12 protein-coding genes are annotated in these 25331 nt (G+C 38.5%); 10 read left to right on the plus strand and 2 right to left on the minus strand.

Features of this window, described 5'->3' with window-relative positions; translation table 11 throughout:
- Window positions 1–11: 11 nt before the first annotated feature.
- From LH29_RS22530 to LH29_RS22540, 3 genes are read left to right on the plus strand one after another with little or no spacing between them, the layout of a single operon-like run.
- Complete coding sequence (locus LH29_RS22530; RefSeq protein ID WP_045033607.1) at window positions 12–3509, plus strand: T9SS type A sorting domain-containing protein; 3498 nt, start codon at window positions 12–14, stop codon at window positions 3507–3509.
- An 18-nt stretch (window positions 3510–3527) separates the two neighbouring features.
- Window positions 3528–6002, plus strand: coding sequence for a BNR-4 repeat-containing protein (locus tag LH29_RS24395; protein WP_045033608.1), 2475 nt, complete (start codon window positions 3528–3530; stop codon window positions 6000–6002).
- Between the two features lie 13 nt (window positions 6003–6015).
- Window positions 6016–8226: a DUF4955 domain-containing protein gene (locus tag LH29_RS22540; RefSeq protein ID WP_052671185.1), complete on the plus strand. Its 2211-nt coding sequence runs from the start codon at window positions 6016–6018 to the stop codon at window positions 8224–8226.
- 33 nt (window positions 8227–8259) lie between these two features.
- On the opposite strand, the gene LH29_RS22545 is transcribed toward LH29_RS22540, so the two are convergent.
- Window positions 8260–8568, minus strand: a complete 309-nt coding sequence (locus LH29_RS22545; protein WP_045033609.1) for a winged helix-turn-helix transcriptional regulator — start codon at window positions 8566–8568, stop codon at window positions 8260–8262.
- Window positions 8569–8702: 134 nt separating this feature from the next.
- On the opposite strand from LH29_RS22545, the gene LH29_RS22550 reads away from it, so the two are divergent.
- The gene (locus tag LH29_RS22550) at window positions 8703–9704 is read left to right on the plus strand and encodes a YhdH/YhfP family quinone oxidoreductase (RefSeq protein WP_045033673.1); all 1002 of its coding nucleotides are present in this window, start codon (window positions 8703–8705) and stop codon (window positions 9702–9704) included.
- Between the two features lie 139 nt (window positions 9705–9843).
- Here the strand turns inward: LH29_RS22550 and LH29_RS22555 are convergent, their stop codons facing one another.
- Entirely contained in the window at window positions 9844–13881 is a 4038-nt protein-coding gene (locus LH29_RS22555; RefSeq protein ID WP_198152558.1) for a hybrid sensor histidine kinase/response regulator transcription factor, read from the minus strand.
- A 208-nt stretch (window positions 13882–14089) separates the two neighbouring features.
- Between LH29_RS22555 and LH29_RS22560 the strand changes: the two genes are divergently transcribed.
- From LH29_RS22560 to LH29_RS22585, 6 genes are all read left to right on the plus strand, one after another.
- A complete protein-coding gene (locus tag LH29_RS22560) occupies window positions 14090–15190 on the plus strand; it encodes a hypothetical protein (RefSeq protein WP_045033611.1) in 1101 nt (366 codons plus the stop codon).
- Between the two features lie 363 nt (window positions 15191–15553).
- On the plus strand, window positions 15554–19102 hold the full coding sequence (locus tag LH29_RS22565; protein WP_198152559.1) for an alpha-L-rhamnosidase-related protein: 3549 nt from the start codon (window positions 15554–15556) through the stop codon (window positions 19100–19102).
- A gap of 29 nt (window positions 19103–19131) precedes the next feature.
- Window positions 19132–20253, plus strand: coding sequence for a glycoside hydrolase family 88/105 protein (locus LH29_RS22570; RefSeq protein WP_045033612.1), 1122 nt, complete (start codon window positions 19132–19134; stop codon window positions 20251–20253).
- Between the two features lie 62 nt (window positions 20254–20315).
- Window positions 20316–21653: a family 43 glycosylhydrolase gene (locus LH29_RS22575; RefSeq protein ID WP_045033613.1), complete on the plus strand. Its 1338-nt coding sequence runs from the start codon at window positions 20316–20318 to the stop codon at window positions 21651–21653.
- Window positions 21654–21676: 23 nt separating this feature from the next.
- On the plus strand, window positions 21677–23062 hold the full coding sequence (locus tag LH29_RS22580; protein ID WP_052671187.1) for a BNR repeat-containing protein: 1386 nt from the start codon (window positions 21677–21679) through the stop codon (window positions 23060–23062).
- A gap of 28 nt (window positions 23063–23090) precedes the next feature.
- Window positions 23091–25313 carry a glycosyl hydrolase gene (locus LH29_RS22585; RefSeq protein WP_045033614.1) on the plus strand — a complete coding sequence of 741 codons (2223 nt, stop codon included), beginning with the start codon at window positions 23091–23093 and terminating at the stop codon, window positions 25311–25313.
- Window positions 25314–25331 lie beyond the last annotated feature (18 nt).

A 25331-nucleotide genomic window follows, 5' to 3' on the forward strand; every position in this document is an offset into this window, starting at 1 on the left:
AATAATAAATAATGAAACAATTTATATTTAAAGCAAAACTACTTGTTTTTTTATTGATGTTTGGAACAGCTTATGCTCAGTCGTTGCAACACCCTGTTATCTGGGCAACTAACAACGATAAAGCTGAAATACAGGCTAAAGTAGAAAATTACAACTGGGCCAACAGTATAATTACAAAAGCCAAAGCGGCAATTGATGATAAAGTTAATACACATATTTCAAACCCGACGGCAATATTAGGCACAATTCCGGTGTGCGAAACCCGCGATGATTTGTCAGAATCTGCTGCCAGTGCTAATAATGCAAAACATGCACAGGTACTTAATTATGCATCATATGCGGCCATGGTTTATTATGTGACAAGTGAAGAGAAATATGCGCAGTTTGCTGCCGATATTCTTTGGTATTACATAGAAGAACTGGCGCCGCGAACACCCGAAACTACTGCTTTAAGCGGAAGCCATTTTTACGATCCAAGGGCCGGTTACCTGCAGTTTGCCATGGCCTACGATTTAATGGTTAGTTATTTAAAGCAAACCGGCACTAAAGTGTATCGAAAATCAACTGGAAGCAGAGTTGCTTTTGATAACGTAAAGGCACAAAAAGCCGTTCACAACATTGCAATGAATGCTTTACAAGAGCATGCCGGTGCTGATACCCGGATTGGACAACGAGTAAGCAATCATCCTATTTTAAGAGCACCCGGAGTTTTGTTCAACATTCTTTGTGTGGAAGATGATAACGAACGCGAGCGAATGTTCGAAGTATTCTGGAATACAGGAACAAAGAATCAAAACTCGTTTACAAAAACAATTTTACCAATGTTTGGCGATCAAGGTATTTGGCCCGAAGCGGTGAGTTACAGTTTTATGCCAAACATTACATTGGTGCTTGATGTGGTCGACCGCCTAAAGCCCGAAATGAATTTGATGGCGGATAAAATGCACATCCTGGATGGTAATTTCCTTTTTGATAATCTGAGGTATCCCAACAGACGTTTTGTGCGCTATGGCGATTCGCACCGCGACAACGACGGAACCGGGGCACTTTATCGCTACACCCTTGATTTAGCTGCAAGAAGAGGTTTTGCAGCATATGAACAAAAAGCCACGGTTGCCTTGCGCCAAGGCTACGATGCAGAAGGTGGGTACGATCCGGCAGTTCCGGTTACAACTTTTGATAATGTAAAAGCTTTTGAACAATTGTTTTTGGGAATAGATATTCCTGAAACCATTGACGGAGAAATTGATTTTCAGAAACCGACTGTAGTAATAGAACATGCAGGTGTTGCCCTTCAGCGGAATTATGTTGAGGTAAATAATATCGATTATGGGCTTTGCGGAATAATTGGAGGGGCTCATTATGTGCACTCGCATTGCACAGGTATTACAATGGAACTTTATGGAGCCGATTATATTATGGCAGCTAATGGTGGTTTGCCAAACTCATTGGCCGAAAGAAAAGAAGATGTTCATACTGGTTACTTTTGGCGCCACGCAGGAAACAATACCGTAATTGTAAACGGAACATCGCATGGTATTCAGCAAGGTTCGTGGAAATCCAATTCCGATTTGTGGATGAATACCACTGTAAACGAAGCTGCCGAACCAAAACATCTCGAAGACCCGGTTAATCCGAATTTCAGCTTTGCCACCCAGTTTTTAGATGACGAAGTAAACAATTGCGAACAGCAACGTACACTAAGTACCATTCGAACCAGCGAAACAAGTGGTTATTATTTTGATCTATTCCGTTCAAAATCTACTGTAAATAATAATTTTCACGATTATGTATACCATAATATTGGCGACGAAACACATATTTTCAATAGTAATGGCGACGAATTAAGTGTATCGGCAACCGCAAGGTATCAGACCGATATTGGCGACACCTACAAGTCTCCGGGATGGCGCTTTTTTGAAGAAACAAAAGTTACAGCACCGCTTGACGAGGCAACCAATATTCGCTTCGATTTAAATGAAACGAACACCTACATGAACATGTTTGTACCTGCTGATGTAGTGCGTGAATACACAAAAGCAGTAGGACCTGCCACACGCGAAGCAAAAGGAGGTTACGAGGATAGAAAGACACAAATACTGGCTGTGCGTCAAAATGGTGAGGCCTGGAATAAACCTTACGTTCATATCTTTGAACCATCAAAATCAACCATTACAAGTGTAAAATCGGTTGAGCATTTGTACCGGGGCGAGGTGATTGTTGGTGCAAAAGTTACCAGTCAGATTGATAATAAAACAATAGTTGATTACGTGATTTGTCAGGAAGATGAAAACCAAACGTTTACGCTGCCGGAGATGGGATTGACTTTTAACGGGCGTTTTGCCGTGGTAAGAACCGAACAGGATTTGGGAAAGGCACAGACAACGTTGTACATTGGCGAGGGTACTAAACTAACTTTCGGCAACCATATGCTGGAAGCAGATGCTGATAAAAAGGGAAACCTTGTTGTTGAAGGGGAAGTAGATTTAAGCCGGGTGCTTGGTTTTAAAAACCTTTCGAATAATACCGTGGTTGAGAGAGGCAGTAGCCTATCGGTTGAAGCTGTGGTTGGGAGCGACTTCACGGAAGTAACCTTGTTTGTAAACGGAGCGAATGCGGGAACTATAACACAGGCTCCGTATATATGGGAGTCGAATGCCCTCTTAGCTAACCTTACAGAGCCATCATATATTTTAAAACTGGTAGCCAAAGATGTAAATAATGAGGTTGCAGAGAGCTCAATTTCCATTTTAACTCCCGGACAGTGGGCACGTACAACCGATTTTCACCCACATTCGGTGCCAGGAGTAATTCAGTTTGAAGACTATGATTATGGCGGAGCAGGTGTGTCGTATTACGACCGATCGCCCATTGATGAGTCGAAATACAAGTATTGGGAAGGTGATAACGTGGATTTAAATAGTTCAAAAGAGAGGATAAGTTACATTCAGGGACAAGAGTGGTTAGAGTACACCATAAATGTTGAAAGCACTGGCTACTACGATTTTTTTGTTAATCATCAAACTCGGCGTACACCCGAATTTGAAGCCCTTACCGTTTCTTTGCCCGATGAAAATAAGGTTTTGTTTAGCAAGAAAATACTTACATACACGGGTACGGGTGCATTTGCTACCGATTTGCTAGGCAATGTTTACCTGGAAAAGGGGACACATGTAATCCGGTTTTACATGGATAGTTATGGCTTCGATTTGGATTATTTTGAACTAAAACTCACACAACCAACCGGTAATAAGCAGATTCAGGCGGAAGCAGATCGGTTGAAAATTTACCCCAATCCGGCACACGATACCGTAAATATTGCCATGGATGGATTTCGAACCGCCGATATCACCATTTACAATATGGCCGGGCAACTTATGTTTAACACACAAACAAGCGAATCAGTCATTCAACTGTCTCGTAGCTTCAATTATAAACGTGGACTATATGTGGTTAGGGTGTTGGATGAAAACAAACAGGCACACTTTGGAAAACTAATATTTAGGTAGTAAAACAGTAATATTTATATGAAATACTTATTGTCAACACTTTTTGTGCTTTTTTGCACTTCAGTTGTTTTTAGTCAAACAGAACAGAAGGAGGTAAATTACTTTGCCAACAATGCTTTTGGTAATCCGATAGTAGGCAAATTGGGAGAACATTATAATGGAGTAACTTATATCGCCTATCAAGGAGAAAAGGAAGACCCGTACGTTGCTGCGTACGACCATAAAAAGGAGATGTGGATAGGACCCTATAAAGCCGGGACAAGTTTACTGGGTAAAACATCCGGTAAAAAAATCGATAACCACGGAAAACCAACTTTGGTTGTAGATGGAGAAGGGTATATCCATGTTGTTTTTGGAGGACATGGAGGTTCAAAAGAGTTTGGCGAGAATTCTCTTGGAAATTACAATTGCGGAAAACAAATCCATGTTAAAACAAAAAAGCCCATGGATATATCGAGTTGGGAAGAGGTGGATAACCTTACACCCTTTGCAACTTATAGCCAGTTTCTGAAAATGGACAATGGAGATATCTACTTGTTTTATCGGCATGGGGCACATCGTAGTGATTGGGTTTATCAGGTATCGAAAGACAATTGCCGCACGTTTTCTCCCAAAGTTTCCATTGTTAAAGCAAAGCCGACATCCGCAACAGAGGAGTGTTCTGATGTCTGGGACTCCTGGTATCTTGATATTCAGCATGGCAATGGCAACGACATTATCGTTTCGTACAATTACCACGTTTGCAAAAACATGCGCCCTCACGATAGTGAACGTCATAATTGTTACTATATGAAGTTCGATACCGATAAAAATGAGTGGTACAATGTAAAAGGTGAATCATTAAAGCTTCCTGTAACCAAAGAGTATGCCGATACAATGACTCTGGTTGCAAACACCGGGGATAAATGGAATCATATCGGGCGAGCCTGTATAAATAAAAATGGTTTTCCCCATGTTGGCTTTTATGAAGGCGAAGATGATGGTTCGCTTAATGGCGGACCCAAACAGCTTAAACTTTATCAATGGACAGGTAATGAGTGGATTGGGGGCAGAACAAACCTGCCGGAAGAAGCCCGAGGAGAAATGAACGTAAAATCACCTGATTCAGTAAGTTGTTTACTTGGTAATGATAAGGGTGAGTTTGGTGAGGTAGCCTGGTGGAATAGTAGCAATGGCAACACAGCGTTTACAAAAGAAGCTGTTTTGCTAAAGGAAGAAGGTGGTCGGTTCACCTTGTCCAATTTTATTCGAAATGCACATCCGGATGCAAAAATTGTTGCAACACAAAAAATAGAAGGTACTGATTATTCGAGAATTTTTCTTTTAGCTGATAAGGGGCCGATAATGCGAAAGAAAGCTGAAGCTGACTTAATTTGTGTAAGTGAAAATCAGGAGTTTGATATCGAATCAGTCTTGAAAAAATCAGAAAAGCAATATGCTGTACTTCTGGGATCAGCTTATGCTGAAAATAAAATACCACGAGCAACTGATGGCCATGATGAGATTGAATGGGCACAACGAAAAATGGATTGGACTCAGGGATTTTTCCCCGGTTGTTGCTGGAAACTATATGAATATACTAACGATGCCAAATGGAAAAAGGCAGCCGATTATTTTCAAAACCTGTTTATTGACGGGAAAGATGTAAACACTACCCACGACCTGGGGTTTATGTTCTACTGCTCTTTTGGCGAGGGATATGAATTAACAAAAGACGAAACGTATAAACAGGTGGTAATTGATGCTTCTGAAGCTTTAATTACCCGGTACGATTCAACGGTAGGTTGCATAAAAAGCTGGGACTTTGGAAAAGAAAGGTGGACATTTCCGGTTATTATTGATAACATGTTAAACCTTGAAATGTTATTTGAGGCTTCGCTTTTAACCGGCGACGAAAAATATAAAAACGTTGCTATAAACCATGCGAATACTACATTGAAAAATCATTTCAGAGACGATTACAGCACCTGGCACGTGGTAGATTACAACCCTGAAGATGGAACGGTATTTAAGAAATTAACACATCAGGGCTATTCGGACGAAAGCAGCTGGGCCAGAGGACAAGGCTGGGCACTTTACGGTTATACCATGTGCTACCGTTATACAAAAAATCCGGTATACCTGGAGCAGGCAAAACATGTAGCAGAATTTGTTTCCGCAAATTTACCTGTCGATTATGTGCCGTTTTGGGATTTTAATGTAAGCGATGCTGAAATTATGTACAAAGATGCTTCTGCCGGGTCACTTTATGCTTCTGCCTTTATCGAATTGTATGAATACACCAACAACGAAGCGTATAAAACTTTGGCAATAAATATTTTAAAATCGTTGAGCTCCGAGAAATACTTCTCAGAATATGGCGAAAACTGTGGTTTTTTGTTGAAGCATAGTGTTGGTAATTTCCCAAAAGTCAGCGAGATAGATGTTCCGATTAATTATGCCGATTATTATTGCCTGGAAGCTTTGTTACGATTGAAAAAACTAAATAATTAAAGCAAAAAATCTCATGGTTAAAGTTATTGTTCTTGGAGGATTGCTGCTCGTTTGTTTGGTTTTACAAGCGCAAACCGAGGCGCCATCGTGGGTAGAATATGCCGATAAAAAAGAAAGTAACAGGTTGGACGAAGCTACTTTAAGCGATTATTCCTATTCGGGGTATCATTTCTCCGAAAAAGAAATTCCCGATGTTTCGGGCTGGACCAGGTTTGATGTTACAAACTACGGAGCGTCTCCGGATGATGAACATTATGACGATGATGGTATTCGGGCAGCCATTAATGCCGCAATTGCCAGTAATCAACCCGCTGTGGTTTTTTTTCCAGCCGGAAAATTCCTGGTAGCTGATGCCGCTAATGCCGATAAGCCGTTTGTAATAAATGCCAGCAACATTGTATTAAAAGGAGCTGGCTCCGGCGACGGTGGTACCGAAATTTACACTGATAAAACCCTTGATAATCCTTCTGATGCAGCGATATATCCCTGGCGTTTTCATTTTAAAGCCGATAACAATGCGATTGATGAGAAAATCACTTCAATTAATAAACGAATTAACAGGGGCGATTTTACAATTGAAGTTCAGGATGCAAGTGGATTAAGCGTAGGGCAGATTGTAAACCTTTATCACGGTGGAGTTGCCAATCTCGAAGCAAATATGCCCGGGTTAAGCTATAAGGCAGAGTGGATAAGAATAATAAATAACGGTATCAGGACTCATGAAAAACATATTATTGAATCTATCGAAGGCAATAAGGTAAAGTTTAAAAATCCTGTTCAATACAATATAACAGCCGATGTTTCGGGGGCTGAGCTACGAAAATATTATACAATTGAAGAGGTAGGTGTAGAAGACATTTTATTTACCAGCGGCTGGGCAAATAGTGCAGAGGTTTATGCGCATCATGCCAGCGATTATGTAGATTATGCCTACCGGGCTCTGGCGTTTGAAAATGTGAAAAACGGCTGGATTCGTAATTGTCAAATCAAAGATTGGAACGAAAGCCTGATGATTGAGAAAAGTATCGGGGTAACAGTTAAAAACATTTTAATCTCGGGAAAGCAAGGCCATACTTCCTATTTTGCACGATACTCTTATGGGGTTTTATTCGAAGATTGTAGAGACATCGTACCTGTAGGATTTAAAAATGCAGGAGGACAGGGGCACGGACCCGGAATGCGCTGGTCAACCGTAAATACCGTATTTCTTAACTGTGAAATGCCGAAACACCAATCAATTGATTGTCATGGTTATCACCCCTACAGTAATTTGTTGGATAATGTTTCAGGGGGCTCTTTTTATAATAATGGAGGTGCCGAAATTGCGTATCCCAACAGTGGCCCTTATATGACCTTTTGGAATTTTCTCCACGATGCACATTACAGCAATTGGACATTTGATTTTTGGGACACGGTAAATCGAAAAAACAATACTTATGTGAATCCTCTTTTTGTTGGTTTCCGTGTAGTGGAAAAGCCGGTTACCTTAAAAAATACAGGTTTGAATGAGTTAAATGGTGAACAAGCCTATCCAAAGTCATTATTCGAGGCACAACTGCAACTTCGGCTGTACGGAGGCTATATGTCGGCTTCTTCCTCAAAAGAAGAATTTTTACCTGTAAATGCGAATGATGACAAGGCTGCAACAAACTGGACTTCAGAAAATGCCGGGGCAGGCGAATGGCTGATGCTCGACCTGGGCAAAGCGGAAAGTGTAAATGAACTTACAGTAGATGAAACTACAGCAGGCATTGATGAGTGGAAGCTGGAGGCCTGGGGTGAAGGCGAATGGCAAATCCTAAAAACAGGATCGGAAATCGGAGCCAATAAAGTGATTTCTTTTGAACGAGTGGACACCCGCAAGTTACGATTGGTTGTTGTAAGCATGAAAAACGGGCTGGAAAGTAATCCCGTTTCAATAAACGAATTTAAGGTTTCAGGAGATTCTTACTATGTTGGAATTGTTAATCAACCAACAATTAATAATGAATTTATAAGTGTTTACCCAAATCCAAGTAATGCGCTGGTTAATATTGACATCAATTTTGAAGGCAATAAACACATTGCAATCTACAATTCTGTTGGAAAGCTGATTTGGCAAAAAGTTACCGTACAAAAAAGTATTCAGCTTTCAAAAGGCGTTGAATTAAATAGAGGATTTTATATTATCAGGATTATAGGTAATGGTAATCACATGTTTACGGGGAAAATGATTATTCAATAGAAAAATCACTAGCGAGCACTTAAATTCCGCAGGCTAATTGTTTTCTAAAAGCATACCTGCTTTGTACATACCTTTTAAAACAGGGTGCATTTCTTTTCCTAAAGCGGTTAAACTATATTCTACCCTGGGAGGAACTTCTGGAAATACGGTTCGAAGAATCAGACCATCTTCCTCCAATTCTTTAAGTTGTTTAGTTAGCATTCGCTCACTAATATCCGTGAGTAGCTTCATTAGCTCACTATACCGTTTATCTCCTTGATATAGATGCAGAATAATGGTTCCTTTTCGTTTTCCTTTAATCGTGTTGATAAAAGTATCTATTGGGCAATAACTTTTTTTCATTTTTTTCAACCTCCCGATGTACCGTAAATAGTTAAATCAGTAATAAATGTTCGTTTTCCTACTTTTTGTACGTTCTTGTGAAAGAATATATTTCTGTTGATATTTGCCTAAAATTAAACAAAAAACAAGCAAAAATGACAAATAATAAATCAACATTCAGGGCTTTTAGGATAGAAGAAGAAAATGGAATATACAAGGGGGTTATAAAAGACATGCCATTTGAAATCCTGGATAATAATGAAATACTTGTAAAGGTTCATTATAGTTCTTTGAATTATAAAGATGCATTGTCGGCAACCGGTAATAAGGGAGTTACCCGAAATTATCCCCACACTCCAGGAATTGATGCTGTTGGAGTGGTAGTCGACTCACGTAGTGACAAATGGAATAAAGGAGAAGAAGTAATTGTTACCAGTTATGATTTGGGAATGAATACTGATGGCGGATTTGCAGAATATATTAAAGTTCCTTCGGATTGGGCAGTTAAATTTCCCGCCAATATGACACAAAAGGAAGCAATGATATTTGGTACTGCAGGCTTAACGGCAGGGATGTCGATACTGCGTTTAACAAAGTTGGTAAAGCCTGAAGACGGAAAGATAGTTGTTTCGGGTGCTACCGGTGGAGTAGGTGCATTAAGTGTTGCAATTTTAGCCAAACTGGGTTATTCCGTTACAGCGATCACGGGTAAGGAGTTTGAACGAGATTATTTGTTGAAGCTTGGGGCAAACGAGATCTTATTACGCGATGATATTTTAAACTTTGATAAAAAACCATTATTGAAACCTTTATTTGCCGGAGCAGTGGATACTGTTGGTGGAGAAATCCTCGAAAATATTATTAAGGCAACAAAGTCAATGGGTGCAATAACTTGCTGTGGAAATGTAGCTTCTCCAAAACTCGAACTAACCGTATTCCCGTTTATTCTGCGTGGTATAACATTAATTGGTATCGATTCGCAGAACTATCCAATGAAGTTTAGATCGAAAGTATGGGAAATGTTAGCCAACGAATGGAAACCGAAACAACTTCTTGAGGCTTATATTGAAATAGAGATTGAGGAGTTACAGGAAAAAATAGACTTAATGCTTCAAGGAAAGTTGAAAGGAAGAACAATCTTGAAAATATTGGATTAAAGTATTGTTTGTCAATATTATAGATTTTGTATTGGCTTGATGTTTTATTGTGTATTAGGGTAAATTCTCATAAATACGAGCCTGAAGATTCCGGCTCGTTGCCCAGTGCTTCCTTTTATTACTTTGTATCAATAAAAAATTATTTCTTCAACTTCGAATAATACTCTTTAGGTGTTTGTCCATATTTCTTTTTAAACGAACGGATAAAATACGAGGTGGAGTTGAAGCCCACATAGGTTCCAATTTCATCAATGTTGTATTTGCCGCTTTTCATCAGTTTTACAGCATTGTTTAAACGTACATCGCGAATAAATTCGGATGGGCTTAAATTTGTTGCAGTCTTAATTTTTCGGTGCAGAGAGCTTCTACTCACGCCTAGTTTGGTTGAAAGGCTGTCGATATCGAACAAGGTATTTTGTAGGTTGTTTTCTACAATTCGCTCCGCCTTTTGCTCGAAAGTTTCGCTAACAGTTGAATCATGAGATGTCTGCCCCTGGTCGTCAAATTTTTTCTTCAAGTTTTCGCGGTTGCTTAAAATATTTTCGATACGAGCAATTAGTAATTTTTCGTCGACCGGCTTGGTAAGAAAAGCATCAGCACCTTTATGCATACTATCAATCTGATACTTATTTTCGGTTAGTGCAGTTAATAAAATAATTGGAATATGATTGGTTTTCTGGTTACTTTTAATCCTGTCAGTAAGCTCAATGCCATCAATCCCCGGCATCATAATATCAGAAACAATAATATCCGGTAAAACCTCGGTGGCAATTTCTAAGGCTTGCTGACCGTTTTTGGCGGTAAGTACTTTATAATTATTAGCAAGCACATTTTTCAGGTAAACGCGTAATTCGTCATTATCTTCAGCAAAAAGTAAAACTTTTTTATCTACGGAAGTAACTATAGCATTCTCTTCTATATCTGAATCAATATCCTTTGTAAGGTGCGATTGAATAATAATGTTTTCCTTTTCATATTCCGGGCTATCTTGAACTGGAAGGTTTATTGTAAATGTTGTTCCATTTCCTTGCTCCGACGTAACCATAATGTTCCCATTGTGTAAACGGATATATTCCTGACAAATATGTAAGCCAATTCCTGTGCCTGTTTCATCACTTTCTTTGTCAACAAAAAAGCGGTCGAAAATAGTAGGTATGTTTTTATCACTAATACCTCTTCCGTTATCTTTTATTTTAATTTCAAGGGAATCTCCCAAGAACTGATTCCCGGTATAATTTACATTAGAGTAGTTGTTTTCGTTTAGTTCTTTTTGTTCTATCGAAAGTATTACCTGTCCTTTTTCAGGCGAATATTTTAAGGCATTCGAAATGATGTTATACACTACCTTTTCAATTTTTTCAGAATCAATTGATAGTTTAAACGATTTAAATGGAGAAGAGAATATGTAGTTTATTTCTTTCTCCTTAATCTGAAATTCAAAATGTTGAACTATGTTTTGACAAATGCTTACAACATCTTCTTCTTGAATGTTTAACTTTACTTTGTCCAGTTCGATTAATCTGAAATCGAGAATTTGATTGGTTAAACGTAAAAGTCGTTCAGCATTTCGTTTCATTATGTTTAAATGCTCCTGCACACCTTTTTCGTTTTCAAAACGGCTTATTAAGCTGTTTAACGGCGAGAGAATAAGTGTGAGAGGAGTACGGAATTCATGCGAAATATTGGTGAAGAACTTGGTTTTTTCTAAAAATAAATTCTCTTCCGCTTCGTGTTTATAGCGCTCAGCCATCATTTCCTTCCTCATTTTTACTCTATAAGCCAATTCTCTGGTGATAAGTAAAAAAATAACTCCAATAAAAATGGTATATAAAATATAGGCGTACCATGAGAGCCAAAAAGGAGGATGGATTATAATTTCTATTTCTTTTGTTTGTTGGCTCCATATTCCATCATTATTTGAACCAATTATTTCGAGCGTATATTTTCCCGGAGGTACTTTTGCCAGCGAAACATCATGACCCTGGCTAATTTCAATCCAATCGTCGATATAATTTTTAATTCGGTACTTGAATAGGTTCTTCGATGATTTTATAAAGTTATTAGCAACAAAACCAAAAACCAGTGTATTCTGATTGTGTTTTAGTTCCAGCTTATTGATACTGGCAAAGTGTTTAGCGTTTACTTTTATCGTGTTTTCGCTGTTTATAGGTTGATGGTTTATCAATAGTTTCGACAGAAATATTTCAGGAACCACTGGGTTTTCTTTCACAATCTGTGGATCGATTATATTAAAACCATTTGCCCCACCAAAAAATATTTTACCTGTAGAATTTATAAAGGCTGCATTGGGATTGTACTGGTTTCCAATTATCCCATCTTGCAAAGAATAACTCTTCAGCTTGTTGGTCTTGGTGATGTATTGAAAGATTCCTTCGTTGGACGATACCCACATATCGCCATTCAGGTCTTTTATTATGCTAAAAATATCGGCATTTTCTATTCTATTGTTTTGTTTAAGTTTATAAAACGAGTCGCTTTTAGGGTCGTAAATATCAATTCCGCCACCGGCAGTGCCAATCCATATATTTCCTGCATTATCTTCAGCTACCGTATAAACCATATTACGGCTTATGCTGTTGTTGTTGTCATTGTAGAAAAAACGTTCAAAATTATCTGATTCTTTACGTTTTAAACTTAGGCCGTTATTGGTACAAATCCATAAATCGCCCCTTGAATCCATAAATGTTTTTCGTACACGGTTAGAACTTATCGATCCTATTTTCGAATCGTTTTCATGGTACTCTGTTGTCTTATTAGTATTAAAATCATAAAACAATAGACCATTTCCTGCACCACCAAGCCACAAACCATTATCGGTAGCGGTTATGGAAGTATTGGTCAGATTCAGACTGACATCACTTTTTATTTCAGAAAGTTGCTGATTAGCATACTTCCACAGTCCTTCGTTAAAAGTACCAATCCATATAGTGTTGTTTTTATCAGCTACTAACGATTCAATACGCTTGAATGGAATTTTTTTAGGATTGAAATTTTTTGTAACGAATAATTTTGTTTCTATATCATATTCAAATAAACCAAGGTTTTCGCTTCCAATTAAAATATTGCCATCTGCTTTTTCTGCAAAAGACGAAATAACGTTTCTTGGTGTAGGTGATCCTTCCTTCAGCCTTTTTATATGTTCAAATCGGTAGTTGTAAGGATTGTAATAGGCCAGACCCCCGGTCCATGTACCAACCCATGTGCCGCCATTTTTATCAACATAAAAATCGAAAATAATATTTAATGGAAGTTTATTGTGTTGTGTTGGTCTTATGGTAAGGTTTCCGTCTCTACTTATAACCTGAATGCCATCAAAAGTAGCCACCCAAATATCGCCATTAGGTTGTTCAATTATTTTGTGTAGCCGGTTATTAGGTAAGGCAAATTCTCCTTTAAGATTTTTGTTATATTCTTTTAATAGTTTTCCATCTTCATCAACAACAGCAATTCCATTATTTCTTGATCCCAGCCAATATCCGGACTTAGTTGTGCAAATATCTAAAATGTCGTTCGATGAGTTGAGTGTAGGGGATTCGTAAAGTATGCGAATATTATTTAAGGTATTATCGGTTACAAGTAATTTGCCAAATTTTGTTCCAATTAAAATATTCCCGGCATTATCCGTTGCTAAACACATCGCAGGCCTTAAGATGTTAATATTGAGGTCAACCTGCTGCAGATTCTTTTCTTCGATGTTAAAACGATAAAGCCCATTGTTGATTATTAATAGGTAGCCCGATTCAGAATATTGAAGAATTTGCCTAACATGGTGTTTTGACTGAAATAAATCAGCCTGCTTTAAATTCATTCGAACAAAAGCATTTTCCTTTTCATTAAAATAACAGATACCATTGTCAGTGCATATCCAAAGGGTGTTGTTCCAGTCTTTATAAAGCCGGGTAATAACATTAGATGGAGGAGTGTCTTCTTTTGTTGGATCGTAGCTATATTTTACTATTTCTAAACTATTGTAATAGTATAAACCATTGTAACAGCCAAACCAAATAAAACCATTTTTATCTTCAACGATGCTGCTTATCTGGTCGAATGCAAAACCAGCATCGGGCGAAATTTGCTCGAAAATGTACTCCTTGCTATTCGATAGAACAAGATTGTAAGTTAAAAGGGAAATGACTAAAGCAACAATATATTTCACACTTATTATTTTTTGGATAAAACTAATCATTATTGCTCCTGCAAGTTAATAAATCGTAACGAAATAGTTGAACAATTAGTTCAGGATGATATATCCGTTCAATACTGAATCAAAAGTTCACTTAACTGCATTCTATGTTAAATTATTTGATGCTACAAAAAGCGATGTTTGATTTCAATAAAATAAATCAGACAACCTTGATCTCAGTATGAAAAACATCGTTTATGCCTTTTTTCTAACTCTATTGTTTCTTTTAGGCTGCAACAACACTGAAAAAGGAAATTTATCAATTCTTCCGAATGCTTTAAAGTCAACCGAAAACCGTGTTTTCGACTCTTATTTCAATTATGTTGAAAATATAAGTTCTGCTGATATCCCTCTCAATAAATGCATTCAAAGGAACAAGCTTTGCGAGGATCTCGATTTTATCAAGAAAGTAGTAGACAATCCTGATTTATTGTATTTTCCAGCTACATTATGGCAACTGAACATTCTTCGGAGGAAAAAGGGCTGGGAACAACAGGTACCAGATTTTACAAAAGAAATTCAAAAAGCATTTTCGAATAATATTATAATCAACGGCGAACATATTCAAAGTATTTTTCTGTCTGCATACGAATATAATCCAACGATGGAATTGCTCGATGTAATTGTTAATGGCCTTTCGAATCATATTTCCCGTATCGAAAGAGATAAGATTAATATAGACAAGGAAGTAGCTACTATAAATAATCTGGATTTATTGATGGAAAACAAAATAATGTTTTTCGCAACTAAAAAAACAGGAGATCCTGTTTTTCAGAACTTTGCAATAGAAAATACTTCGTTTTTTTACGAAGAAGCTTTTAAAAATGATTTACGCATTATGTCCGTGATGTCAAATGGCATTTCTGAAGGTAACTTAAAACTACTACGTACTGAAGATTTTTATAAAATGGCACTTGGAATTCGTGGTTTTTACGAATTATACAAAGAAACAGGAATAGAAGATTATTTGAAGCTTTGTGAAGATATTGCCATGGTGTTTAATTCAATTTTTAATAGTAGCGAAGTAGATATTAAAATAGTGGATAATATAAATTTATTGTCTCAAAGCCTGGTAATTTTGGCCTTGTATGATTTATCAAAATCTCTTGATAATTCTTTTCTGGAGACTTCTGAGGAAATCTATCAAAACGTTTTAATGAAGCTGGAATCACTTTATCCCGATATAGAAGTACTGAACAGTGAGGATGGTATGCCGAACGAATCGTTCAGATTGTTTTATTATTTATTGGAATACGAGATAAGAAAGCAAAATGAATCATGAAATAGAATTACAATAGTTTTTCTCAAAGGGATTTTAGCTTGGGAGTTTAGTTAGTTAGTTAGTTTAGATTTGATTTATGGGGTGTAGTTCCTGCACCTCATATTTCTTCTAAAAAGAAACGACGAAAAACAATTTTTACAATAATTCGAAACAATTGCAATAAGGAATGGAATAAAGACGAAAAGAATTGAAACAATATTGTTAGTAATTGCACGATATTGAAAAAAAAAGCTTACACCATTCACTAGTTTTGAAGTTGGAGTAGTGTGCTATTTGTAGGCCAAATTTCAAACTAAGATTATTCTTGTAAAAGTGTTTTTTAGTAATAAAACAGTGATGAAAATAATAATGAACCAATATACTATGAACAAAGTATCAATGAAAGTCACAATTTTACTTTTTGTATTGCTTCTTATAACTCCTTCTTTTGGGATGGCGGCAATAAATGGTAAAGAGAAAAAGGCAAAAACAAAAAAACCGAACATTATCTTTATCCTCACCGATGACCAGCGTTATAATGCGCTGGGGTATGCCGGAAATAAACTAGCCACAACACCGGAAATGGATAAACTGGCCGAAAGTGGTGTTTATTTTAAAAACTCGGTAGTTACAACACCCATTTGTTCGGCAAGCCGGGCAAGTATTTTCTCCGGTTTACATGAACGCACCCATAAATACACCTTTCAAACTGGAGATATACGTGCTGAATACATGGAAGTTGCTTATCCGAAATTGCTTAAAGAAGCAGGATATTATACCGGTTTTTTTGGGAAATACGGCGTGAAATATTCCAAAAAAGAGAAACATTTTGATGTTTTTGAAGATTATGATCGCAATAACCGCTACAAAGATTACAGAGGATATTACTACAAAACTTTAGGCAACGACACGGTGCACCTAACCCGTTACACCGGGCAAAAAGCATTAGACTTTTTAGATGATGTTCCGGCAAACAAACCATTTTCATTATCGCTATGTTTTAGTGCTCCGCATGCACACGATGGGGCGCCATTACAATATTTTTGGCAAGAGGAGCCTGGCAAACTCTACCAAAATATGGATATGCCAGAGCCCGAGTTAGCTGATGATAAATATTTTTATGCATTACCCAAAATTGTTCGCGATGGATTTAACCGTTTACGCTGGACCTGGAGGAATGATACACCGGAAAAATACCAGCACAGTACAAAAGGATACTACCGAATGATTTATGGTGTTGATCTTGAGATTGCAAAAATTAGGAAAAAGCTGGAAGAAAAAGGATTAGCTGAAAACACTGTTATTATTTTGTTGGGAGACAACGGCTTTTTCCTGGGGGAACGCCAGATCTCAGGAAAATGGCTGATGTATGACAATTCAATTCGTACTCCGCTTATTATCTACGATCCACGCGTAAATAAACACCGCGATATTGAGGATATGGCATTGAACATTGACGTTCCTGCCACCATTCTGGATTTGGCGGGGGTTGATATTCCCGAAACCTACCAGGGAAAAAGTTTAGTGCCTGTTATTAACGGAAAAGAAAAATCGATTGGAAGAGATACAGTTCTGATTGAACATCTTTGGGAATTTGAAAATATTCCACCAAGCGAAGGAATAAGAACTAACGAGTGGAAATATTTGCGCTATGTAAACGACAAGTCGCTGGAAGAGTTGTACAACTTGAAGGACGATCCAAAGGAAACGAATAACCTTGCCGCCAATCCAGAGTACAAAGACGTTTTGTTGGAACTGCGTGCCAAAAACGATGAGCTTGGGCAACGATATGCCGACCCGTTTTCTGGAATTCCCACCGGATTAACAGTGGAATACATTCGTAAACCTGAAAATGTAAAAATAAATGATAGCAAACCGGAATTTAGTTGGATTGTTCCAAAAGAGGCTGTTTTGCAAAAGGCCTACCAGGTGCTCGTTTCATCAAGCAGAGAATTAGCAGAAAAGAATATTGGTGATGTTTGGAACAGCGGTCAGGTTCGAAGCAATAAATCATCGGATGTTGAACTGGAAGGAGAACGATTGAACCCAAACACCTCTTACTTTTGGAAAGTGCGTATTTTTGACAAAGACAACCGTATTTCTGAATATTCCGAAATTCAGGAGTTCAAAACCGGTTCGTTTGAGGGTGATATTACTTCGCAGAATTTTTTTCAGGTAGAAAAAATAAAGCCTGTTGACTCGAAACAATTGGCCGATGGCACGTATTTTATAGATTTTGGGAAGCATGCTTTTGGAACAATAGAACTAAACTACATGCCGAAAAAAGCAGAAACCCTTACCGTTCGCTTGGGTGAAAAATTATTGGATGGCAGAATAGACCAAAATCCGGGCGGAACAATCCGTTATGCCGAGGTACAGTTGGAAGTGAGGCCAGAAAAAAGTTCATATTTAGTTGAATTGGTTCCCGACAAACGTAATACAAACGAATTGGCAGTTACAATGCCCGATTCGTTTCCTGTTATCTTGCCGTTCCGGTATGCCGAAATTGTGGGAGCAGGAAAGAACTTTGAGCCCGGTATGGCAACTCAGTTAGCCTACTTTAATTATTTCGATTATAACACAAGTGCATTTAGTAGTTCTGATACCATTTTAAACCAGGTATGGAACATGTGCAAGTATTCGATGAAAGCAACCACTTTTGCCGGATATTATGTGGATGGCGACCGCGAACGGATTCCTTATGAAGCTGATGCTTATTTAAATCAGTTGAGCCACTATTCAGTTGATAATGAATATGCAATTGCCCGAAAAACAATTGAGTTCTTTTTTGAAAGTAAACCCACCTGGCCAACCGAGTGGCAAATGCATGTAGCCATGATGATGTACCAGGATTATATGTATACCGGAAACACCGAGCTGATTGAAAAATATTACGAACGATTGAAAATTAAAACCTTGATGGTGTTGGAGGTTGAGGATGGTTTTATCAGCACCGAATCACCCAATCATAATGTGGAATTGATTAAACAACTCGGTTTTAGGGATACAACCAATCGTTTACGCGACATTGTTGACTGGCCTCCAAAAGCAGATAATTTTGGCGGCAAAGGACCAATTCCTGGCGAGCGCGACGGATATGTGTTTAAACGCATTAACACGGTTGTAAATGGTTTTTATTACCATAACATGAAAATAATGGCAGAATTTGCCAAACTTCTTGATAAACCAAGCGAGGCATTGGATTTTGAATTTAGGGCGGCGCGTGTTAAAAAAGCAATTAATGAACAACTTTTTGACCAAGACAGAGGGGTTTATGTTGATGGTGTGGGGACTGAGCACGCATCCTTGCACGCCAATATGATTTTATTGGCTTTTGATGTGGTTCCCGATTCACATAAGCAAAGTGTGGTTGACTATGTAAAAACAAGAGGAATGGCTTGCAGCGTTTATGGTGCACAGTATTTAATGGAAGCACTATATAAAGCCGGTGAAGCCGACTATGCCCTCGACTTAATGACGGCCACACACGACCGTAGCTGGTATAACATGATAAAAATTGGCGCCACCATTACCTTGGAAGCCTGGGATATGAAATATAAAAGCAATGCCGATTGGAATCATGCCTGGGGTGCAGCACCTGCCAATATTATCCCTCGTGGAATGTGGGGGATTCAACCTGATACTCCGGGATTCGGAGTGGTTGAAATCAAACCACAAATGGGCAAGTTGAAAAACAGTAGCATAAAAGTTCCAACAATAAAAGGAGAAATAAAGGCCGATTACAATAAAATGAATGCCCGAATGAGTACATACAGCATTGAATTGCCGGCTAATATGATTGGCGAGTTTTCTGTTAAACTCTCCTCTGAAGATGTGGTAACGTTGAATGGAAAAACGGTTAATCCTGTTTTTGGGTCCATCCGTTTAAATCCCGGCGTTAACAATATTGCCATTCAAGTGAATTCATTTTAAAACATAAACATTAGATTAAGACCAATAAAATGAGATTATTGATAAAGAAAAGTATTTGTGTTCTATTAGTAAGTATTCTGTTTGGTGCGTGTTATGCAGGCCCAAAAAGTAAAGAGTGGAACGATAAACAGGCGATGGTAAAGGCCATGGAATGGCAGGAACAACATCCGATATTTGCACTTGCGCCAACCGATTGGACAAACGGAGTTTATTACAAAGGAGTAAGTGAAGCTTTTCGGGCAACCAACGACCAACGGTATTTGGCAGCCTTAAAAACAATGGGGTATCGTAATGATTGGAAACCTTTGCACCGAACACATCATGCAGATGACATTTCAATTTCGTATTCTTACTTATTTATAAGTACCACACGTCGCAATCTGGTTGACCTTAAACCAACAAAAGACTGGCTGGATAAGCATTTAATGGAAGCCAACGAGTGGAATGGCATTGGAGGCGAAAGCAAAATGCCTACCCTTTGGTGGTGGTGCGATGCTTTGTTTATGGCACCTCCGGTAATTGCTTATTACGCTGAACTTACAGGTGAAAAAAAGTACCTGGATGCCATGCACAAATACTACAAAGAAACATATGACTTATTGTTCGACCAGGAAGAAAAATTGTTTGCCCGCGACCTTCGCTACGTATGGAAAGGTAACGAAAAGGATATAAAGGAGGAGAACGGTCAAAAAGTGTTTTGGTCGCGCGGAAATGGTTGGGTAATTGGTGGTTTGGCATTAATTCTTGAACATTTGCCTGCCGATTACGAACACCGCTCTTATTACGAAGATTTATTGAAAACTATGGCAGCCCGTTTGAAAGAAATTCAACACGAAGATGGTTTGTGGCGTACCAGTTTATTGTCACCCGAATCATACAATCATGGCGAAGTTAGTGGTAGTGGGCTGTACACCTTCGCTATAGCCTGGGGCATAAACAATGGTTTGCTGGATAAGAACGAATACGAACCAGTTGTTATAAAAGCGTGGGAAGCTTTGCGTACCTGTCAGAACGATGAAGGTATGGTAGGTTGGGTGCAAAACATTGGAGATTCGCCAAAACCTGCCGATGCCGGCAGTTGGCAAAACTACGGAACCGGGGCATTTTTGCTCGCGGGGAGCGAAATGTTGAAACTTCAGGATAACAAATAACCAGATATTTAAGAATGAGTCCCGAGTTTAAGGACTCATTCGTTTACCTACAATCTAGTCCAATGAACAAGCTTTTTATTCTACTCCTGTTTTTTACAACTCCAATTTTATTATTTGCTACCAATCCTATCATTCCCAACAAAGGAGCAAACGACCCGCACATTCGTATCATAGATGGAAAAGCCTACTTGTCAGCAAGCCATGATAAATCATCCGATAACAAAAGATTTACAATGGAAGACTGGTGGCTGTGGTCATCGGACGATTTGGTAAATTGGAAACTGGAGTATACTCTTAAACCCGAAGAAACATACATTGGTAAACCGTTTGACCAATGCTGGGCAACCGATATTGTAAAACGAAATGGAAAATTCTACTGGTATTTCTCTGAAGGCAATAAACAAACGGGGGTGATGGTTGGGGATTCGCCGATCGGGCCATGGAAAGATCCGCTTGGTAAACCTTTACTAACTTCAGATATGACACCAACCCATGAATATGATATGGGCATCGTTCAGGATGAAGCAGGAGAGTATTATATTGTTTTTGGGGTGTGGGATTACTACATCGCCAAATTGAATGAAGATATGATTTCATTGGCGGAGAATCCTAGGAAAATAGAAATAAATAATCCACGTGGCCCATACAATTTAGATGGCAAAAACCACGAGAAACCAACCGATGATAAACCTTTTATTCATTTTTATAATGGGAATTTTTACTTGTCGTGGGGATGTTTTTATGCCATTGCAGATAACGTTTATGGCCCATATAATTACAAGGGCTCAATAATCGAGAAGGGGAGTTTTGCACCTGGTTATGATGCGCCAACCTGGCCTACCGGTTTTCGTCAAGGTCGGCATGGTTCTTTTTTTCAGTGGCATAACCAATGGTACTTCGCCTATTGCGATATTAGCCAAACCGGCAACCGCTATTTCCGCGATACTTTTATCAGTTACGTTCATTACAAAGAAAATGGCGAAATGGCTCTAATTAGGATTGATGGAATTGGGGTTGGTGAGTACGACGCTAATCAAACCATTCAGGCCGAAGATTATTTTAAAGCTTTTGGAATTCATAAAAAGGAAACAGAAACGAATGGTTTTGTAATTGACAATATCAGCAATAACGATTTTTTGACCTTTCAAAATATAAAGGGATTGCAAGGGAAAAAGAAAATTGAGTTTTCAGCAATTCCTAACGAGGAGGTAACTATTCAGATTTATCAGAATTCACCAGAGGGTAAGCTGCTGGCAAGTTGTGAAATAGCACCGGCAGACACGACAAAAAAGAATTTTGTTTGCGATTTGCCCGCAATGTCGGATACTGAAACCTTGTGTTTTGTTTTTGTCGGAAAAGACAAACAGCTGATGCAATTCGGTTCATTTTCATTCAAATAATTAATAACCAGTAATCAGTTAACATGAACAGTAAATTTATTCAAAGCATAAAAGTTCTGCTATTTTTTGTTTTTGCACTCATTTTAATGAATTGTACCGGAAAGAATAGTGAAAACGCATCTAAGGAGGAATTGAAAATTATAGAAGATATCATAATCGACTCTGTATGGGTAGCCAACAAAGTTTCGTTTGCATTGCAAACCGTTGGCGATAAACAGTTTGTTGCCTATTACGATAAAAACCGAATGATGACAGTTGCTTCAAGAGAGCTTGGCAGCAATAAATGGCAAAAAACAACCTTGCCCAATAAACTGCACTGGGATTCGCATAATTACGTGGCAATGGCTGTTGACAGAAAAGGATACATTCATGTGTCTGGAAATATGCATGTAAACCCGCTGGTTTATTTCCGCAGCGAAAAACCTTACGATATAAGCACGATGCTTGAACTGAATGAAATGACAGGAATGAACGAGCAACGGGTAACCTATCCAAAGTTCTTTTTCAACAATGAGGGCGATTTACTTTATTCATACCGCTCAGGTTCGTGCGGAAACGGGAACATTTTGGTGAAACGATTTCTACCCGAAAAAAAGGAGTGGGAAGTATACCTGAAAGAGCCATTATTTGAAGGTGTTGAAGCCGATGATGACCGTGCGGCTTATCACCAGTTTGTGAAAGATTCGGAGGGTAATTTTCATTTTTTATGGATTTGGCGATGGACTCCGGATGTTGAAACGAGCCACCAAATTTGTTATGCCACTACGCCCGATTTAATAAACTGGAAAAATGCGGCAGGCGAATCAGTTTCTTTGCCTCACCAGCCCGATGATGAAAAACTGATAGTTGACCCGACGCCATCAAAAGGAGGAATGAGCAACGCACGTTACCGGATTATTTTAACACCTGATGAAAAACCTTTGGTCGGCTATATAAAATACGATGAAGAAGGATTGACACAGTTTTTCCTGGCTAATTTTACGAATGGGATATGGGTGTCGAGACAAATTAGCAACTGGGATTTTCGGTGGAAATTTGTTGAAGGTGGCGACCAAATGACAATGGGTGGTGTTTTCAATTTTATTGGTTTTTCGGAAGATGGATTGCTGGGCGTGGATTGGAAAACTGAAACCGGGAAATCGGGACGATATGTAATCAATCCTGAAACGCTTGAGGTGGTGAATGCCAATACAAAATTTAAACCCCAATATCCTGAAAATCTATATGACAGAATTACCGGGCATCCTGAAATGTCGGTAAATATTCAAAACGACAGGAGCTTCAATGCGAATGATAACACGTGCTACGTTTTAAAATGGGAAAGCATGGGCAAAAGCCATGGCCGACATGCTCCTGAAGTTATTCCTGATGGGCCGATAAGTCCCCTGGTTCTGGTGGCATACAACTAAAAAGTGTAAAAATACTAAACCAAAAATAATGAAAATCATAGTTACTCTTGTCCTTGTTATTGTTCTTGCCAGTTGTACCACAATGCTAGAAAAGGATTTCCAAAATCCTCCGGTTCAATATAAACCCATGCCTTTCTGGCATATTAACGGGGAGTTAACCACCAAAGGAATCAGGCAACAAATGAAAGATGCCAAAGAAGCCGGTTTTTCGGGAGTGAGTTTGTTACCGCTTGCTGAAAAAAGCCCAACGAAACCGGGTACCACTCCCAAATTTTTGTCGGAAGAATATTTTGACCGTTACCAGGATCTATTGGACGTTGCTGAAGAATTGGGTATGGAGATTATCCTTTATGATGACAATGATTTCCCGAGTGGTATGGCCGGAGGAAAAATGGAGGAATTGTATCCGGAACATACCATGAAACGACTGGATAAAATTGAGTATTTAGTTAAAGGCCACGAGATTATTGTCGATACCATTTCCTGCATAAAAATAATGGCTGCGGTGGCAATGAATACTGAAACCCAACAGAGAGTTGAAATAAGTAAACATGTAAAAGATAATATTCTTGTATGGGTAGTTCCTGAGGGCGAATGGAAAATCCAGCTGTTTCCGTTAGTGAAAGACAGTTTTCATAAAAAATACCTCTGTATGGATTTTATGGATACCACAGCTGTTCGTCACATGATTAACGAAACCTACGAAAAATATGCCGAGCGTTTCGAAAGTTATTTTGGCAACACAATAAAAGTAACTTTTTTCGACGATGTTGGTTTTTGGCGTCATCCACGAAACTGGACAGCCGGTTTCAATAAAAAGTTTAAAGAAATTAATGGTTTTGATCCGCGGCCATTTTATCCGGCACTTTGGGAAAATATTGGGCCTGAAACGGAAGCCATTCGCAATGCATTTTTTAAAACAAGGGCAGAGTTGCTGGCAGAAGGATTTCCGAAGTTAGTAGCACAATGGAATGAAAAACACGGTTTGAAAAGTACGGGGCACCCGCCAGGCAATTACGACCCAACGCCTATTGACATGAATGCCGATATTTTTAAGTATTATCGCTATACGCAAATTCCACTTACCGATGCTATAATCAGTTATCAGTTTGGGCAAAACGGGCATAAGCTCATTAGTTCGGCTGCCGATTATTACGATAGGCCTGTTGTTTCAACAGAAATTTACGGAGCCTACAAAGAAGCTACATTTGATTCGCTGATGATGTATCGCTCAGTTATGGATTTATTTGCCAGAGGAGCGAATATGGTCATTCCGCATGGCATGTGGTATAATCCCGAACAAGTTTACATCTCGCCTTTAGTGTCGCCGTATAGTGATAAAATTGCTCCGGCTTTGCCTGCATATTCAAATTTTGTTGGCCGTTCGTGTATGCTATTGCAAGGTGGTAAACGAGTGTCCGAAATCGGCGTAATGTATCCGTTTGAGGAGTTAGCAGGCCATTTTGTTTTTGATAATCCCGATGGAATCCGACAAGGATTTTATGTGTCGAAAGAAACAGATTACCAGTTAATAAGTGGGATTCTTTCAAACGACATACGCCGCGATTTTACTTTTGTGCATCCCGAGTTTTTGCTCAATGAAAAGTATTTGGTAGAAGATGGAAAAATTATCCTGAACAATGCTGAAAATTACCAGGAATATAAAGTTATGTTTTTAACCGGATGTAAAACTATTTCATACAAAACACTGGAAAAACTGAAAGCTTTTTATGAAAGTGGGGGTACCATTATTTCAACAACTCAGCTACCATTTAAATCTTCGGAAATGGGACATGATCAGCTCGTAATCGATTTGGTTGGTGATATTTTTGAAGTAAATCCTTTACAAGTCGATACCACTCAAATAATTTCAAGTAGAAATCAGAACGGTGGCTTAGCTGTGCATATTCCTATCCCTGGCAAGGAAAATATTCAGAAGGTACTTGGTGAAAGAATGACAGCCGATGTAAGTTTCTCGCCCAACCCGGATTTAAAAACTGATTTTGGCAAATTCAATTACATCCATAAAATAAAGGACGGCAAACATATTTACTTTTTTACGAATTCAAGTGACAAAGAAATTGACATAGACGTGGTTGTGCGGGGCAAGCATAAATTAAGAAATTGGAATCCACATACGGGAGAGATTACCAGACTTGAAAGCTCCTTTAAAAGTGACTCACACCTAAATTATACAAGGTGTAATTTGAAATTGGGGGCAGTAAGTTCTGTTTTCTTTGTTGAAGAATAAGTATTGATAGACACGATT

This window comes from Draconibacterium sediminis (assembly GCF_000949475.1).
GTDB classification, from domain to species: Bacteria; Bacteroidota; Bacteroidia; order Bacteroidales; family Prolixibacteraceae; genus Draconibacterium; species Draconibacterium sediminis.

Coding starts and splice junctions, on each gene's coding strand:
- LH29_RS22565 (WP_198152559.1), top strand. CDS start 15,554: ATGAACAAAGTATCAATGAAAGTCACAATTTTACTTTTTGTATTGCTT.
- LH29_RS22530 (WP_045033607.1), top strand. CDS start 12: ATGAAACAATTTATATTTAAAGCAAAACTACTTGTTTTTTTATTGATG.
- LH29_RS22540 (WP_052671185.1), top strand. CDS start 6,016: ATGGTTAAAGTTATTGTTCTTGGAGGATTGCTGCTCGTTTGTTTGGTT.
- LH29_RS22550 (WP_045033673.1), top strand. CDS start 8,703: ATGACAAATAATAAATCAACATTCAGGGCTTTTAGGATAGAAGAAGAA.
- LH29_RS24395 (WP_045033608.1), top strand. CDS start 3,528: ATGAAATACTTATTGTCAACACTTTTTGTGCTTTTTTGCACTTCAGTT.
- LH29_RS22580 (WP_052671187.1), top strand. CDS start 21,677: ATGAACAGTAAATTTATTCAAAGCATAAAAGTTCTGCTATTTTTTGTT.
- LH29_RS22575 (WP_045033613.1), top strand. CDS start 20,316: ATGAACAAGCTTTTTATTCTACTCCTGTTTTTTACAACTCCAATTTTA.
- LH29_RS22570 (WP_045033612.1), top strand. CDS start 19,132: ATGAGATTATTGATAAAGAAAAGTATTTGTGTTCTATTAGTAAGTATT.
- LH29_RS22545 (WP_045033609.1), bottom strand. CDS start 8,568: ATGAAAAAAAGTTATTGCCCAATAGATACTTTTATCAACACGATTAAA.
- LH29_RS22585 (WP_045033614.1), top strand. CDS start 23,091: ATGAAAATCATAGTTACTCTTGTCCTTGTTATTGTTCTTGCCAGTTGT.
- LH29_RS22560 (WP_045033611.1), top strand. CDS start 14,090: ATGAAAAACATCGTTTATGCCTTTTTTCTAACTCTATTGTTTCTTTTA.